This is a genomic window from Isoptericola sp. NPDC056573 (genome assembly GCF_042793335.1).
In the GTDB taxonomy this organism is placed as follows: domain Bacteria; phylum Actinomycetota; class Actinomycetes; order Actinomycetales; family Cellulomonadaceae; genus Isoptericola.
The window spans coordinates 1-14,517 of the sequence record NZ_JBHTUY010000009.1; the positions used below are offsets into that span (position 1 = coordinate 1).

General features: G+C 74.6%; 14 protein-coding genes. 8 read left to right on the forward strand and 6 right to left on the reverse strand.

Features of this window, described 5'->3' with window-relative positions:
* The first annotated feature begins 523 nt into the window (after positions 1 to 523).
* Positions 524 to 1,969 (forward strand): DUF222 domain-containing protein, encoded by a 1,446-nt coding sequence (locus ACFQ8E_RS15765; RefSeq protein ID WP_430551513.1) that lies wholly within the window; start codon positions 524 to 526, stop codon positions 1,967 to 1,969.
* A 37-nt stretch (positions 1,970 to 2,006) separates the two neighbouring features.
* Here the strand turns inward: ACFQ8E_RS15765 and ACFQ8E_RS15770 are convergent, their stop codons facing one another.
* Both ACFQ8E_RS15770 and ACFQ8E_RS15775 read right to left on the reverse strand, forming a co-directional pair.
* On the reverse strand, positions 2,007 to 2,696 hold the full coding sequence (locus tag ACFQ8E_RS15770) for a response regulator (RefSeq protein WP_430551514.1): 690 nt from the start codon (positions 2,694 to 2,696) through the stop codon (positions 2,007 to 2,009).
* A gap of 4 nt (positions 2,697 to 2,700) precedes the next feature.
* A complete protein-coding gene (locus ACFQ8E_RS15775; RefSeq protein WP_430551515.1) occupies positions 2,701 to 3,981 on the reverse strand; it encodes a sensor histidine kinase in 1,281 nt (426 codons plus the stop codon).
* A gap of 168 nt (positions 3,982 to 4,149) precedes the next feature.
* On the opposite strand from ACFQ8E_RS15775, the gene ACFQ8E_RS15780 reads away from it, so the two are divergent.
* Complete coding sequence (locus ACFQ8E_RS15780) at positions 4,150 to 4,998, forward strand: type II CAAX prenyl endopeptidase Rce1 family protein (protein ID WP_430551516.1); 849 nt, start codon at positions 4,150 to 4,152, stop codon at positions 4,996 to 4,998.
* Positions 4,999 to 5,062: 64 nt separating this feature from the next.
* Here ACFQ8E_RS15780 and ACFQ8E_RS15785 read toward each other — a convergent pair whose 3' ends face one another.
* A complete protein-coding gene (locus ACFQ8E_RS15785) occupies positions 5,063 to 5,596 on the reverse strand; it encodes a PH domain-containing protein (RefSeq protein WP_430551517.1) in 534 nt (177 codons plus the stop codon).
* Between the two features lie 64 nt (positions 5,597 to 5,660).
* Entirely contained in the window at positions 5,661 to 6,299 is a 639-nt protein-coding gene (locus ACFQ8E_RS15790; protein WP_430551518.1) for a histidine phosphatase family protein, read from the reverse strand.
* Positions 6,300 to 6,445: 146 nt separating this feature from the next.
* On the opposite strand from ACFQ8E_RS15790, the gene ACFQ8E_RS15795 reads away from it, so the two are divergent.
* From ACFQ8E_RS15795 to ACFQ8E_RS15810, 4 genes are all read left to right on the forward strand, one after another.
* The gene (locus tag ACFQ8E_RS15795) at positions 6,446 to 6,919 is read left to right on the forward strand and encodes an NfeD family protein (protein WP_430551519.1); all 474 of its coding nucleotides are present in this window, start codon (positions 6,446 to 6,448) and stop codon (positions 6,917 to 6,919) included.
* A gap of 56 nt (positions 6,920 to 6,975) precedes the next feature.
* Complete coding sequence (locus tag ACFQ8E_RS15800) at positions 6,976 to 8,445, forward strand: flotillin family protein (protein ID WP_430551520.1); 1,470 nt, start codon at positions 6,976 to 6,978, stop codon at positions 8,443 to 8,445.
* A gap of 83 nt (positions 8,446 to 8,528) precedes the next feature.
* Complete coding sequence (locus tag ACFQ8E_RS15805) at positions 8,529 to 9,200, forward strand: DsbA family protein (RefSeq protein WP_430551521.1); 672 nt, start codon at positions 8,529 to 8,531, stop codon at positions 9,198 to 9,200.
* Positions 9,201 to 9,354: 154 nt separating this feature from the next.
* Positions 9,355 to 9,534: a hypothetical protein gene (locus ACFQ8E_RS15810; RefSeq protein WP_380244887.1), complete on the forward strand. Its 180-nt coding sequence runs from the start codon at positions 9,355 to 9,357 to the stop codon at positions 9,532 to 9,534.
* 4 nt (positions 9,535 to 9,538) lie between these two features.
* Here ACFQ8E_RS15810 and ACFQ8E_RS15815 read toward each other — a convergent pair whose 3' ends face one another.
* Positions 9,539 to 10,510, reverse strand: coding sequence for a DNA-3-methyladenine glycosylase family protein (locus tag ACFQ8E_RS15815; protein ID WP_430551522.1), 972 nt, complete (start codon positions 10,508 to 10,510; stop codon positions 9,539 to 9,541).
* Positions 10,503 to 11,117 (reverse strand): ribonuclease H, encoded by a 615-nt coding sequence (locus ACFQ8E_RS15820; RefSeq protein ID WP_430551523.1) that lies wholly within the window; start codon positions 11,115 to 11,117, stop codon positions 10,503 to 10,505. Before ACFQ8E_RS15820 ends, ACFQ8E_RS15815 begins: the two co-directional genes overlap by 8 nt.
* A 205-nt stretch (positions 11,118 to 11,322) precedes the next feature.
* Between ACFQ8E_RS15820 and ACFQ8E_RS15825 the strand changes: the two genes are divergently transcribed.
* On the forward strand, positions 11,323 to 12,462 hold the full coding sequence (locus ACFQ8E_RS15825; RefSeq protein ID WP_430551524.1) for a VIT1/CCC1 transporter family protein: 1,140 nt from the start codon (positions 11,323 to 11,325) through the stop codon (positions 12,460 to 12,462).
* A gap of 150 nt (positions 12,463 to 12,612) precedes the next feature.
* A complete protein-coding gene (locus tag ACFQ8E_RS15830; RefSeq protein WP_430551525.1) occupies positions 12,613 to 14,448 on the forward strand; it encodes a hypothetical protein in 1,836 nt (611 codons plus the stop codon).
* Positions 14,449 to 14,517: the final 69 nt, after the last annotated feature.

Genomic DNA, 14,517 nt, shown 5'->3' on the forward strand with positions numbered 1-14,517 from the left:
CCGCTACACGGGCATCGGCACGATCCCGGTCGGCCTGTCCGTGCGCGGCTGGAACCACGTCGGCGACCGCATCATCGTCATGACGCCGGCCGACGACGTCACCGCGCAACGCCTGGAGCGGCTGGACGCGCTGGTGGGGGCGGCGCCCGCTTCCTTTTTTAACCCGCCCCCCCCCCCGCCCCCCCCGCCCCCCCCCCCCCCGCCCCCCCCCCCCCCCCCGGCCCCCCCCGCGACGGTCCTCGAACACGTCCTCGCCGGATTGCTCGACGCCGGGTTGGACGAGCTCAGAGGGGATGACGTCAGGTTGGACGACGCCGCATCGGTGGGCCGTGCCGATCCGATCGGTGACCACGTCGTCGACGTGCGGTGGGCGCCGACCGACCTGGTGCTCTCCGGTGGGACCGCCCCGGGCGGTGCGATCTTCGGCGGATCGGTTCCTGGCGCAGCGCCCGACCGTCCGGGTGCCGGCGAGGCCGCCGACGCGGTGGGGCCTCGCGTCGGTCGGGATCGTCCGCTGCTCGCCGTGCTGGACGACGCCCGCCCGGGCCCGGACCTCGCGGTCACGCTGGCTGCGCTGGACGAGGCCGAGCTGGACGACTTCACGATCCTCGAGGTGCTGGCCGCCTGGGAGCGGGTCGCCGCGTGGGCGCAGGCGGCGTCGGCACGGGTGCTGGCGGAGATGCTGGAGCGCACGAGCGGGTCCTCGCGGCACGAGTTCGTGGTGGACGCCGTCGCGGCGCGGCTCGGGCTGACCCGGCACGCGGCTGCGCAGCACGTCACGGTGGCGCACGGGACCTCCCGGCTGCCCGAGGTCGCGGACGCGCTCGCCGCGGGCGTCGTCGACCGGCGCAAGGCCGAAGCGCTGATCGAGGCGGGGCGGCTGTCCGACGACGTCCGTCGCGAGGTGGTCACCAGCCTGCTGCCCGACGCCGAGCACCTCACCGTGCCGCAGATCCGCGCGCGGCTGCGGCGGGCCGAGATCGAGGCCGACCCGGAGGGCTCGGACGCCCGGCACCGCGCCGCGCGCGCCGAGCGCTTCGTCCGGCTCGAGCCCGTGGACGACGCGATGGCCTACCTCACCGCGTACCTCCCGGCGGACGACGCCGCCCGCGCGTTCGCCGCCATCGACGACGCCGGGCTCGCGATGCGCCGCGCGCCGGGAGAGGCGCGACGGCTCGACGAGTGCCGGGCCGACGCCCTCACCGCGCTCGTCACCGGGCAGCTCGCGACGGGACAGGCCGCGACCGGGCAGCCCGCGACGGGGCAGACCGCGACGGGGCAGTCCGCGACCGAGCTGGCTGCATCTGTACGGGCCGCCGGCGGCGGCACCTCGCCGGGCGGGGACGTGGGCGGGCCGGTGCTCGCGTCGCGCTCGCGCGCGGGCATCCGGGTGACGGTCGCGGCATCGACGCTGCTCGGCTCGGACGACCTGCCCGCGATCCTGGCGGGGCACGGGCCGATCCCGGCAGAGATGGCGCGGACGCTCGCGTCCGACCCGGACGCCGTCTGGCAGCGCCTCTTCACCGACCCGGGCAGCGGGGTGCTCACGGATCTGTCGTCCCGCGCCTACCGGCCGAGCGCGGCGCTGCGGGCGGCCGTCGTCGCGCGGGACGTCACGTGCACGTTCCCCGGCTGCCGGGTGCCCGCCGCCGCGAGCTCCGACCTCGACCACGTCGAACCCTTCGACCCCGCGTCCGACGCCCCGCAGACCCACGGCGGCAACCTGCACGCGCTGTGCCGCACCCACCACCGCGCCAAGACGGTCGGCGGGTGGCGGGTCGAACGCGACCCGGTCGACGGGCGCACCACGTGGACAGCCCCTACCGGTCACCGGTTCGACCGGCCGCCCGTCGTCCATGGACCACCTGACGAGATCCCGCCTCACCAGATCTCACGCGACCAGGACCCGCCGGCCGGGGGCCTCGACGCGTGCGGCCGGCCTGGTGAGGGACCGTTGCCGCCGTTCTGAACAGACCGCGTGCTCCGGGACCGACCTCGGCGGTGGATCAGGGCATGACGTTCCCTGCTCTCCCGGGCTCCACGAGGCCCGACTCGTAGGCCATGACCACTGCCTGCGTCCGGTTGGTCGCACGGAGCTTGGCCAGAACGTTCCCCACGTGCGTCTTCACGGTCTCCACGGTCACGTACAACCGAGCGCCGATGTCCTGGTTGGACAGCCCGCCCGCCATGAGTCGCAGCACGTCCAGCTCCCTGGCCGTCAGCGTTCCCTCGGGAACGGTCTCCACCGCGGCGGGGCGTGCCAGTGCCAGGCGACGCACGGCCTCGGGGAACAGCAGGGTCTCGCCGGAGACCACGAGACGGAGAGCGGCCGCGATCCGCTCCGCCGGTGCCCGCTTCAGCAGGAACCCGTCGGCGCCCGCGCGCAGCGCGTCGTAGACGTACTCGTCGTTCTCGAACGTCGTCACCACGACGACCCTCGGCGGCCCCGGCGCATCCTGGCGCGGTGCCGTCTCGCGCAGCACGGCATCACGGAGCGCGACCGTCGCCGCGATCCCGTCCATCACCGGCATCCGCACGTCCATCAGGACCACGTCCGGGCGGAGGCTCAGCACCAGCGGTACGACCTCCGCGCCGTCCGCGCCCTCTCCCACCACCTCGATGTCGGGCTCCAGCGACAACAGGGCCCGCAACCCTCTCCGGGTGAGCTCCTCGTCGTCCACGATCAGCACGCGCACGCCGTCACCCCCGCCCTGTCGACAGTGGCAGTCGGGCCGAGAGGCGCCATTCCGGTCCCTCCGGCCTGTCGACCGGGCCGAAGGTCGCTGCTCCTCGCAGCGTGCGCGCCCGCTCCGCCACGCCGCGAAGACCGTGGCCGCCACCGTGGCGTGCCTCCTCTCGTGGCCCCGCTCCGACGCGTCCGGCCCGTGCTGACCCTGCCGGCATCGGGTTCGCCACCTCGATCGTCAGCTGTCCGCCCGGGGCGGCGGCCGTCACCTCGACCGACACGCGGACCGGAGCCCGTCTCGCGTGCCGCATCGCGTTCGTCAACCCCTCCTGGACGATCCGGTACGCCTCCCGCGAGATCGTGGCCGGGACGGAGGTCGCGTCGGGCCCGAGCTCTGCGCTCACCGGGGTCCCGGCGCGCCGCACATGATCGAGGAGCTCCGGGAGGTCGGCGAGAGTCCTCTGTGGGCGCCGTGGGGCGGCCGACTCGTCGCGCAGCAGCCCGAGCGCGTGATCGAGGTCCTCCAGCGCCACCCGCGAGCTCTGCTCGATGCTCGCCATCGCGGCTCGCGCCGCGTGTGGCTCGACGTCCACCAGGCGCGAGGCCACGGCCGCCTGGATCGTCGACGCGGTCAGGGTGTGCCCGATCGAGTCGTGCAGCTCGCGCGCGAGACGGTTGCGCTCGGCAAGCACCGCCGCGCGCTCCTCGGCCGCGGCGACCAGGTCGTCCTGGCGCGGGCCGAGCAGGAGCGGCGCCCAGGTGCGCAGGGCCGCGCCGACGAGTGCGTTCGCGGCGGCGGCGAGGAGGCCGCAGAGCAGCGCCAGCACGACCGTCCATGCGCCGGCCGGCCCCGCCGGGACGGTCACCTGCCCGCGGAGGAGGGCCATGCTCCCGCCGCCGTCGAGCCACACGACGAGAGGAGCGACGGCGGTCAGGACGAGCAGCAAGCACACCCCGCAGGCGAGACAGGCGGCAACGGCGTGCACGAGGGTCCACAGACCTGTCCCCACCCGCCTGCCGCCGGCCGGCCGCACCGCGCCCAGGTTCGTGCCGAGCAGCCGGTCGGTGACGCGGACGTAGGCGTCGTGCACCACCGGGATCAGGCCGACGGCGACGAGCAGGGTGGCCCAGACGCCCACGAAGATGAGGACGCGGCCGGACGGGGGCATCGGGACGGCGAGCCCTGCGACGAGCGCGAACGGTGTCGGCAGCATGGCGAGGGCGAGGCCGGCGACGGTGTAGCCCGCAGCGTGGAGCGCTGTGGGCCCGAAGAGGCGGTGGGTCAGGGTCGGCACGCGCCAAGTCTCGCCGTCGACGACCGGGCGTACCTCCCCCAGGGGAGGGAGGTGCGGTCCACCCCTTCGTGCGAGCGAGATCTCGCTCTCGGTGGGGATTCCGGACGCGCGCGTGGACGCGACGATCGATCGGTGCCCTCAGCCCTCCGGAAAGGACCACGTCTCCCCATGCCCTCGTCCCCTCGCACGACGTCGCCGACCGGCGGACTCGTCTGGTTCCTGGTGCTCGCCTTCGTCCCGGCGTGGGGGTACGTCCTCGTCGCTCGCCTTGTGCTGGGCTGGTCCGTGGTGGACCCGCTGGTCCAGCTCCCGTTCGCCTTCGCCCCCGCTGTGGCGGCCGTCGTCGTGCGACGGTGGGTGACCCGCGAGGGCTTCGCGGACGCGGGACTCAGGCCGCGGTGGCGCAAGGCCTGGCCGCACTACCTCATCGCCTGGTGGGGCCCGCTCGCGCTCACCGCCGGGACCCTGGCCGCCGCCGCGGTGCTCGGCCTCTGGGCGCCGTCGACGAGCATGGTCGGCGAGGGCGGAACCCCCTGGTGGGTGACGGTCGTCGGCCTCCAGGCGCTCGCCCTCGTGATCACCCCGCTGTACTGGGGCGAGGAGTTCGGCTGGACCTCGTACCTACGGTTGCGGCTGGTGCCGCACCGGCCCTGGGCGTCCACCCTGCTGACCGGTCTGATCTGGGCGGTGTGGCACTACCCGCTGGCCTTTCTCGGGTACGTCGAGTTCTCGCACGTCCTTCTGGGCCTGGCGGTGTGGACGGCCTCCTTCGTGCTCCAAGAGATCCTGCTGACCTGGCTGCGCCTGCGTTCGGGGACGGTCTGGACGTCGAGCCTGGCCCACGCGGGCAACAACATGGTGCTGTCGTTGCTGACCGCGACGACCCTGGCCGCCGACGAGGGAGGCACGCTGGACGGCATCGCGGTGACGGCGTTGACCCTGCTCCCGATGGGTGTCGCCTGTGCGTGGATCACGCTGGTCCGCCCGCGGTACGGGAGGCGCCGTCTCAGCGGGTAGCGCCGCACGGGCGCCTGGATGAGGAGCTTCCCGAAGGCATCGGCCGGGGACGCTGCTCCGTCAATCAGCGACGGCGTCCGCGCGGCGGCTCGGTCGGCGGCCACTCGCCGTCGTCCGAGCCGTCGTCGGCGCCGTGCAGCAGCTCCTGCAGCTGCACCTGCACGCGCTCGACGCGGGGGACGTCGCGCAGCACCATGCCCGCCTTCTCGGTGGCGTCGGAGACCTGCAGGGTGCCGCAGCCGAGCAGCCGGTCCAGGAGGTCCTTCTCGAGCGCGACGTCGTTGATGCGGTAGAGCGGGATGTCGCGGCCCACGCGGGTGACGATGCCGGAGCGCATGGCGATGCGCTTGGTGGTGACGGTCCACGAGGTGGTGCGCCACCTGAGCCACGGCACGAGCACCCACACGACGGCGACGACGAGCAGCAGGCCGAGCACGATCCACCGGACCACGTCGTCCATCGGGACGACGAAGGAGAACGCGGCGGCGACAAGGAGCACGAGCAGGAGCAGGAACGGCCACACCACGGCCTTCGCGTGCTCGTGCAGGTCCATGACCACGCGCTCGCCGTCGATGAGGTCGTCGTCGTTCAGCGCCATGGCGCACATCGTGCCAGACGCCGGTCGGGGCGCGACGTCGCTGCTCAGCGCGGTGCAGAGCCGTTCAGACGTGCGGCGGCAGGTTCCAGCCCTCGATGGTGCGCAGGTCGTGGCCGTACCCGAGCTGGCAGATCGCGGCGGTGCCGAGCTCCAGGCGGGACCCGAAGCGCGGGTCGATGCCGAGCCACGCGGTCGCCAGCACGCGCAGCAGGTGGCCGTGGGCCACGGCCAGCACGTTCCCGCCGTCGCGCAGGGTCGCGTCGGCGCGCTCCACGAAGCGCCGGGCGCGGGCCGCGACGTCCTCCAGGAGCTCCCCGGGCCGCCCGTCGCCGTGCTCCGGGTCGGGCGGCAGCACGCGCACGCCGTCGTCGAAGATCTGGAACGGGTGGCCGAGGAGGGCGCCGACGTCGGCGCTGGTGCGGCCGTCCACGGGCCCGTAGTCCCACTCGGCGAGGTCGGGGTCGACGACGGCGTCCGGGTGGCCGGCCAGCGCGGCCGTGCGGCGGGCGCGCTCGAGCGGCGACGCGTAGACGGCGGAGAACGCGATGCCTGCCACCGCCCGTCCGGCGGTCCGGGCCTGTTCCTCGCCGGCCGGGGTGAGCGCGATGTCGGTGCGACCGGTGTGCTGGCCGCTCACGCTCCACTCCGTCTCGCCGTGGCGCAGGAGCACGAGCTGCGGGTCCTTGCTCGGCACGAGAGGCATGCTCCGAGCATCACGCAGACCTGCGGCGACGGCACCCGGACGGCGCTGTGGACAGGCTTTCCAGGAACCGCCCAGAGTTCGCTAGGGTGTCGTCGCCGTCACAGGACCGTCACATCTTCATCACTCGCCACTCGGGGAGGCCACCCGTGCTCGTCTTCGTTCTCATCGGCGCCGCAGGGATGGTCCTGCTGCTCGTGTCGCTCCTCGTCGGCGAGCTGGTCGACCTCGGCGACGGGGCGCTGTCGGGCACGTCGCTCGGGGTCGGCGCGGTCGTCTTCGGCGCCGTGGGCACGATCGTCGTCGCCAACGACCTCGCCTCGTGGATCGCGTACGTGGCCTCCGCGGTCGTCGGTCTCCTGGCCGTCGTCCTGGCGCAGGTGCTGGTCCGGCGGCTCGCGTCGAGCGACGACGGCGTCGTCGTCTCGCTCGTGGGTGCGCACGGTACGGCGACGACGGCCGTGACGGCGACGTCGGGCGAGGTCTCGCTCGACGTGCCGAGCGAGCTCGAGCGTCGCCTGGCCCGCTCCGACGAGCCCATCGCGGCCGGGTCCCGCGTCGTGGTGCTCGAGCACTCCGGCTCCACCGTGCGCGTCGGGGTCCCCGGCCCGCAGGCCCGCTGACCTCTCCCTAGGACCCCGCAGCACCGACCGGAAGGAGACGCGCTCCGGCGCGCACCATGTTCGACTCGACCGACAGCAGCTTCATCACCACGATCGCGGTGCTCGCCCTCGTGGTGGCGTTCCTCGCGGTGGGCATCTTCGTCGCCCAGCGGATCCGCCGGGTCCCGCCGAACCAGGCCCTCGTCATCGTCGGCCGCGGCGCCGGCAAGAAGGAGTCCGCCGCCCAGAGCCAGCGCGTCGTCATCGGCGGCCGCACGTTCGTCTGGCCGATCCTCCAGCAGGGCTTCGCGATCTCGCTCGAGCAGCGGCAGATCGGCATCACCGTCGAGGGCGTCGACAAGAACCGCATCAAGATCGCCATCAAGGCGTCGATCAACTTCAAGGTGCGGGGCGACGACGAGGGCGTGCGGCGCGCGGCGCAGCGCTTCCTCTCCCAGCAGGAGATGCTCACCGAGATCATCAAGGAGTCCCTCGAGGGCTCGCTGCGCTCCATCGTCGGCGACATGACGATCGAGCAGATCATCTCCGACCGCAAGGGTCTGTCGGACCGCGTCGTCGAGTCGACCAAGACCGACCTGGCGGAGCAGGGCCTGCAGGTCGACCTGCTCAACATCTCCGACATCTCGACGCCGGGGTCGGACTACCTGTCCAACCTGGGTCGCGCCGAGGGCGCCCGCGCGCTCCAGGTCGCGGAGGTCTCCGAGGCGGAGGCCCGGCGGGTGTCCGAGTTCGCCGTCATCGAGGCGGCCGAGCAGATCGCCGAGCGGCAGAAGGCGCTCGACCTCAAGAAGGCCGCGATCAAGGCCGACACGGACCGCGCCAACGCCAACGCCGACGCCGCGGGTCAGCTCGCGCGCGCGGAGCAGGACCGGCTCGTGGCGCAGCAGGAGCGCGAGGCGCTGGCCGAGCAGGCCCGCGTGACGCAGGAGCGCCTCGACATCGAGATCCGCAAGCCCGCCGAGGCCAAGGCGTACGCCGAGGTCCAGGAGGCCACGGCCCGTCGTGACGCCGCGAACGCCGCCACCGAGGCGGACGCGTTCAAGCGCACCACCATCGCCGAGGCGAACAAGACGGCCGCCATCCAGGACGCCGAGGCCTCCGCTGCGGCCGTGCGCCGGGCCGGTGAGGCAGAGCGTGACCGGCAGATCGCGCTGGCCGCCGGCATCAAGGCCGAGGGTGAGGCGAAGGCGTTCGCGGTCGAGGCCGAGGGGCGCGCCGAGGCCGTCGCCACGGATGCCAAGGCCGAGGCGCTGAAGAAGTACGGCGAGGCCGCGCTCGTGCAGGAGCTCATCGAGCGCCTGCCCGAGATCGTCCGCGCCGCGGCCGAGCCGATCGGCTCGATCCAGGGCATGACCGTCGTCTCCACGGACGGCGCGTCGGCGGTGACCAAGACGGTCGCGTCCGTGCTCGGCGAGGGTCAGGGCGTCGTCAAGCAGCTGACGGGCGTGGACATCCACCAGCTCATCGCGGGCATCGCCGGCGGGCAGCTGCCGACGAAGTCGGACGAGGCCGCGCCGCTCAACTGACGCGCCGTCGTTCGTCGGCGTCTGCGACGCACGACACGCCCCGCCGCGGGAATCGCCTCCCGCGGCGGGGCGTTCGTACGTCCGTGACCGCTATCGAGAACACCCCCCTCAAGGTCGACGTCTGGTCGGACGTCGCGTGCCCCTGGTGCTACATCGGCAAGCGCCGCTTCGAGTCCGCGCTGCAGCGGATGGCGGAGCGCGACGGCGCCGCCCCCGAGGTGGAGGTCGAGTACCACTCGTTCGAGCTCTCGCCCGACACCCCCGTCGACTTCGAGGGCACGGCCACCGAGTTCCTCGCCGACCACAAGGGCATCCCGCTGGAGACCGCCCAGCAGATGCAGGACCAGGTGACGGCGCTCGCCGCCGCCGAGGGCCTCACCTACCGGATGGACCAGGTCAAGCACACGAAGACGCTCAAGGCGCACGAGCTGCTGCACCTCGCCAAGGCGTTCGGCAAGCAGGACGAGATGAAGGAGCGCCTGCTGCGCGCGTACTTCACCGAGGGCGAGCACGTGGGCCACGTCGAGGACCTCGCCGACCTGGCCGTCGAGGTCGGCCTGGAGCGCGAGGCCGTCGTGGTCGCGCTCAACGCCGGCACCTACGCCGAGGCCGTCGCGGACGACATCGCCCGCGCCCGCGCGTACGGCATCAACGGCGTCCCGTTCTTCGTGCTCGGTGGCCGCTACGGCGTGTCCGGCGCGCAGGACCCGGACGTCTTCGTCCAGGTGCTCGACCAGGTGCTCGCGGAGGCCTGAGCCGGGCGAGCGAGGCGCATCTCACACCGCCAGCCCTGGCCGTGAGACGCAGTATCACCGAGAATCGAGGCCAGCCCGCACCGTCGCGGGCGCCGCGGTCTCGGGCCCACCCCGCCCGGTCGTCCCGCGGCAGTGGTTCCGTTGGAGGAGAAACATGAACGACGCCACCGAGAGCTCGTACCGCTCGATCGCCAACCCGCGCCGCACCACGCTGATGACCGTCAGCGCGGCCGAGGCGGCGGCACCCCACCACGGCGCGGACGAACGCCCGCTTCAGCTGCTGGGCGACGACGGCGCGGTCTGCGTGGACGGCGTGTGCAGCCTGCCGGACTGACCGGCTATATCGCGCGGTAGTCCGCGATCGACAGCCGCGGGCCCCGACGCGGAGCCTGCGGCCTGCGGTCGAGGAACAGCAGCCGCACCACCCGGTGCCGGTGGGGGGCATACGGCGCGAGGAGGCGCAGCATCCCCTCGTCGTCGGTGCGCTCGCCGGTGAGCGCCCAGCCGACCGCGCCGGCGAGGTGGAAGTCGCCCACGGACACGGCGTCCGCGTCGCCGAACGCGCGTTGCGCCACCTCGGCGGACGTCCACACCCCGACGCCGGGCACCTTCTCGAGCCGGGCGCGCGCCTCGTCGGCAGGCATCCCGGCCGCGTCCTCGAGCCGCGCCGCGACCTGGGCGCACCGCACGGCCGTCGCCGCCCGACGCGGGTCGACCCCGGCGCGGTGCCAGTCCCAGGTCGGGACGGCGGCCCAGCCGCGCGCGGACGGCACCACGCGCAGCCCCTCCGGGGCGGGCCCCGGCGCGGGCGAGCCGTGCCGGGCGACGAGCCACCGCCATGCGCGGTGCGCCGTCACGACCTGCACCTTCTGCTCGAGGACGGCGGGCACCAGAGCCTCCAGCACCCGTCCGCTGCGGCACATCCGCAGCCCGGGGGTGCGGCGCGCGGCGTCGTGGGCCTGCGGTGGTGGGCTGAAGGCCGAGATGTCGTCGCCCTCGCCGAGCAGCTCCGGCACGGCGTCGGCGGCCTCTCCTGAGCCCGGCCCCCAGTGCTGCACGACGACGGTGCGCGCGCCCGTCGCGACGAACCGCTGCGTGACCGGCCCGGTACGCATCAGCGTGGTGCGCCACAACGCGCCGTCGGCGGTGCGTCGGAACGTCGGGTCGTAGGCGCCGTGCCGCAGCGGGCTGAGCGTCAGCCCGAGGTCGAGCGGCCGCTCCGACGCGTGCTCCACCGTGACGTCGGCCGTCGGTCGTGCGGCCGGCGACGGCACGGTCGCCGCGCTGGTCAGAGGGGGTGCGCTAGTCAAAGAGCGTTCCGAGCTCCCAGCCGGTGTCGCCGCGCGCACCGACGGGCGTGACGTCGCGAAGGGGATCCGCGTCGCGCGCGGGCCGTGCGGCGGGGCGCTCCGCGCCGTCCTCGCGCGGGGAGGTGCCCGCGCCGGCGTCCTCCGTGAGCAGCAGCTCGTCGACGCCGCCGCGGCCGGCGGCCCAGTCCTGCGCGGCGAGGCCGGCGAGCTGGTCGGCGCGCTCGTTGAACGGGTTGCCCACGTGGCCGCGCACCCACCGGAACCGGACGGGGCCCTCCCGGCCGATGATCGCGGCGTCGATGGTGCGGATCAGCTCGAGGTTCTTCACGGGGTCGCCGGACGCGGTGCGCCAGCCCTTCCGCTTCCACCCGTGGATCCACTCGGACGCGCACCGGATCGCGTACTGCGAGTCCGACTCGATGAGGAGCGGCTCTGCCCCGGGATGCGCCTCGATCGCGCGCAGGAGCGCGGTGAGCTCCGCGACCTGGTTGGTGCCGGACGCGGCGCCGCCCGAGTCGAAGCGGCCGCCCTCGTGGGCGATCCACGCCCAGCCGATCGCGCCCCCGGGATTGCGGAGGCACGAGCCGTCAGTGCTGACAATGATCACGCCGGAGTCTCCCAGTGTCCGAGCCCCTGGTTGCCGCCCCCATTGTGCCCCGTGCCGGTGACACTCGGGGCCGTGTCCACGCCGCCGCCCGAAGAGCGGGGGGCGGGCGGGCTGCGGACGGCCGAAAACTCGGGCGCGCGGCCCCGGAAGACGCGGCGGCTCCGCCCGGAACCCAGGAGGCGTCTCCAGCGATGATCATGACGACATGACCGACGGCTCCGCCATGCCCGAAACCGACCCGCCCGCGCCCGACCGCCCCGCGCGCCGCCCGGCCGACATCCGCAAGTGGCGCCGCTACCTGGCCGACGAGCGCGCCGAGGCCGCCACCTACCGCGACCTCGCCCGCCGGCGCACCGGCGAGGAGCGCGCCATCCTCCTCGCGCTCGCCGACGCCGAGAAGCGGCACGAGCAGCACTGGCTCGACCTCCTGGGCGACGACGTCGGGCGGCCGCTGCGCGGCGACCTGCGCACCCGCATGCTCGGTCTCCTCGCGCGGCGGTTCGGCGGCGTCTTCGTGCTCGCGCTCGCGCAGCGGGCGGAGGCCCGCTCGTCGTACGACGCCGACGAGCACGCGACCGCAACGATGGCGGCGGACGAGCAGATCCACGAGGAGGTGGTGCGCGCGCTCGCCTCCCGCGGACGCAACCGGATGTCCGGCACGTTCCGCGCCGCCGTCTTCGGCGCCAACGACGGCCTGGTCTCCAACCTCGCGCTCGTGCTCGGCATCGGCGCCTCCGGCGTCTCGTCGCAGACCGTGCTCCTCACCGGCGTCGCCGGGCTGCTCGCCGGCGCGCTGTCCATGGGCGCCGGCGAGTTCGTGTCCGTGCGCTCGCAGCGCGAGCTGCTCGAGGCGTCCACCCCCGACCCGAAGAGCGCCACCGTGCTGCCGCACCTCGACGTCGACGCCAACGAGCTGGCGCTCGTCTACCGCGCCCGGGGCATGTCGTCCGACGAGGCGCAGGGCCGGGCCGACCACGTGCTGGCCGGGCTGGCCGCCACGGGAGCGGTGGCGTCGGACCTCGATGACGACGCGCCGGCCGTCGACGAGCAGGCGGACCTCGAGACCCACGGCACCGCGTGGGGGGCGGCGATCTCGAGCTTCTGCTTCTTCGCGTCCGGCGCGATCATCCCCGTGCTGCCCTACCTGCTGGGGCTCACCGGCTTCCCGGCGATCGCCGTCGCCGCCGCGCTCGTGGGCGTGTCGCTGCTGATCACGGGCGCGATCACCGGGCTGCTGTCCGGCACGTCGCCGTGGACGCGCGCGCTGCGCCAGCTCGCCATAGGGTTCGGCGCCGCCGCCGTCACCTACGCGCTGGGGCTGCTGTTCGGCACGTCGGTGGCTTGACCCGCGACCGGCGTCACGCCTGGGTGGTCGGACCCGCCGCCGGGTGAAGTCTCACCCGCTGTTGTTGCGTGACCGTTGCTCGGGCGTCACAGTGTGAGCTGGGTCATGACGGAGCAGCGCCTGACCCGGCGTGGCATCGAAGGGGGCCGAGTGACACGCAGCGTGGACCGTGCTCCGGCGGCAGGACGCCGCCGGCGCTGGGTCGCGCGCGTGGCCGGGGCCGCCGTCGGGCTCGCCGGGGCCGCCGCGCTGAGCGTCACCCTCGCCGGCACCGCGTCCGCCGACGACGGCGGCCACGAGGGCCCGTTGACGTCCGTGGTCCGGTCGCTGACCGACCACGACGACGGAGACCGTGGGGACCGTGGGGACCGTGGGGACCGTGGGGACCGCGAGTCTCGACCCCCGGAGCGGGGGCAGGAGAAGGCCGCGGACGCTCCGAAGCCGCGCCACGAGCGGGCTGCTCAGGAGCCCGTCGAGAGTGAGCGTGCCGCGCAGTCCCCGGCCGAGGAGGCTGCTCCCGCGAAGCCCGCGGTGGAGAAGCCCGCGGTGGACAAGAGCTCGGTGGAGAAGCACGAGGCGGAGGCGCCCGTCGCCGTCGAGCCGGAGGCCGCCGAGCCTGCGGCCGACGAGCCTGCGGCCGACGAGCCTGCCGCCGACGAGCCGGAGGCCGACGAGCCTGCCGCCGACGACGGTGAGCGGTCGGCCGACCGCCGGGCCGAACGTGTGCGTGACGCGGTCGACGATGCCGTGGCACCGGTCCGTGAGAAGGCCGAGCGGCTGCGCACGGCGGTGCACGACGAGGTCGTGGCGCCCGCCGAGCAGGCAGCCGAGGACCTGGCTCGCGAACTGGCCGTCGAGGAGCAGCCGGCGGACGAACCGCAGCCCGAGCAGTCCGAGGTGCCTGAGCAGTCCGAGCAGCCCGCCCCCGCCGAGGCGGCACGGCCGGACGCCGCGCCGGAGCAGACCGAAGCACCGGCCGAGCACGCGGAGCGCGGCACCGTGCTGGAGCCCGTCGCTCGCACGGTCGAGGCGGTGACGGCGCCCGTCGGCGCGGTGACCGAGCCGGTGGGGGCGCTGGTCGAGGGGGTCCTCAGCCCGCTGTCGCCGGTCGTGGACCCGGTGGCGGGCGTCGTCGAGGAGATCACCGGACCGGTCGGCGGGGCGCTCGAGCCCGTGACGGGCGCGGCCGCGGAGACGCTGGCCCCCGTGACCCGGTCGCTGTCCCCGGTGCTCGAGCCGGTCGGCCACGTGGTGCACGACGTGACGCGTCCGCTCGCGCCCGTCACCGACGGGGTGGGTGACGTCGTCGCTCCGGTCGTGAGGACGCTCGACCCGGTGCTCGAGCCCGTCGTCGGACTGGTGTCCCCCGTGACGGGTTCGCTGAAGCCTGTCGTCGACCCGGTCCTCGACGTGGCGGCCCCGGTGGTGGATGCGCTCGCTCCCGTGGTCGACCCCGTCGGCGGGACGCTGCAGCCCGTTGTCGAGCCGGTCGTGGACGCCGTCGCCCCGGTGGTCGAGCCCGTCCTGCTGCCGGCCCTGGAGCCCGTGCTCGGGCTGCCCGCCGCGGAAGACCCCGCCGAGCCGGCGCCGGGACCGGCCGCTCCCGCCGACCGCGCGACGAACGTCGACGCCGCCGCCCCGGGTGCGCGCCACACCTCGGGGTCCGAGCCCGCGGTCGTGAGCACGGCCGTCCTCGAGCCTGCGCCGGGGGCGTTCCTCTCCGACGTCGGCAGCGTGCTGGACGCCGCCGACCAGGCGCTCGTCCCCGCCGACCGTGAGCCCGCGCCGGCCACGCCGTCGGCGCCCGCCGCCAGCAGCGCGCCGTCGGGCCCCTCCTCGAGCGTCCGCGGGGCGTCGGGCGGCGACGCCGCGGCCGACCTCGCGGGCAGCGACCCTTTCACCGCGCGGGCGTGGATCGCCCCCGCGGGCGACCAGCTCGACCGCCTCCCGGCGGTCGCCCTCGACATCCCCGTCTCTCCTGCCTGACGTGGCCGCGTCGCGCCCTCACGCGCGACTGCGACCGCGGGCGGCATCCGCCTCCCGCGCACCACGCCA

Coding starts and splice junctions, on each gene's coding strand:
- ACFQ8E_RS15825 (WP_430551524.1), top strand. CDS start 11,323: ATGACCGACGGCTCCGCCATGCCCGAAACCGACCCGCCCGCGCCCGAC.
- ACFQ8E_RS15785 (WP_430551517.1), bottom strand. CDS start 5,596: ATGGCGCTGAACGACGACGACCTCATCGACGGCGAGCGCGTGGTCATG.
- ACFQ8E_RS15790 (WP_430551518.1), bottom strand. CDS start 6,299: ATGCCTCTCGTGCCGAGCAAGGACCCGCAGCTCGTGCTCCTGCGCCAC.
- ACFQ8E_RS15800 (WP_430551520.1), top strand. CDS start 6,976: ATGTTCGACTCGACCGACAGCAGCTTCATCACCACGATCGCGGTGCTC.
- ACFQ8E_RS15810 (WP_380244887.1), top strand. CDS start 9,355: ATGAACGACGCCACCGAGAGCTCGTACCGCTCGATCGCCAACCCGCGC.
- ACFQ8E_RS15780 (WP_430551516.1), top strand. CDS start 4,150: ATGCCCTCGTCCCCTCGCACGACGTCGCCGACCGGCGGACTCGTCTGG.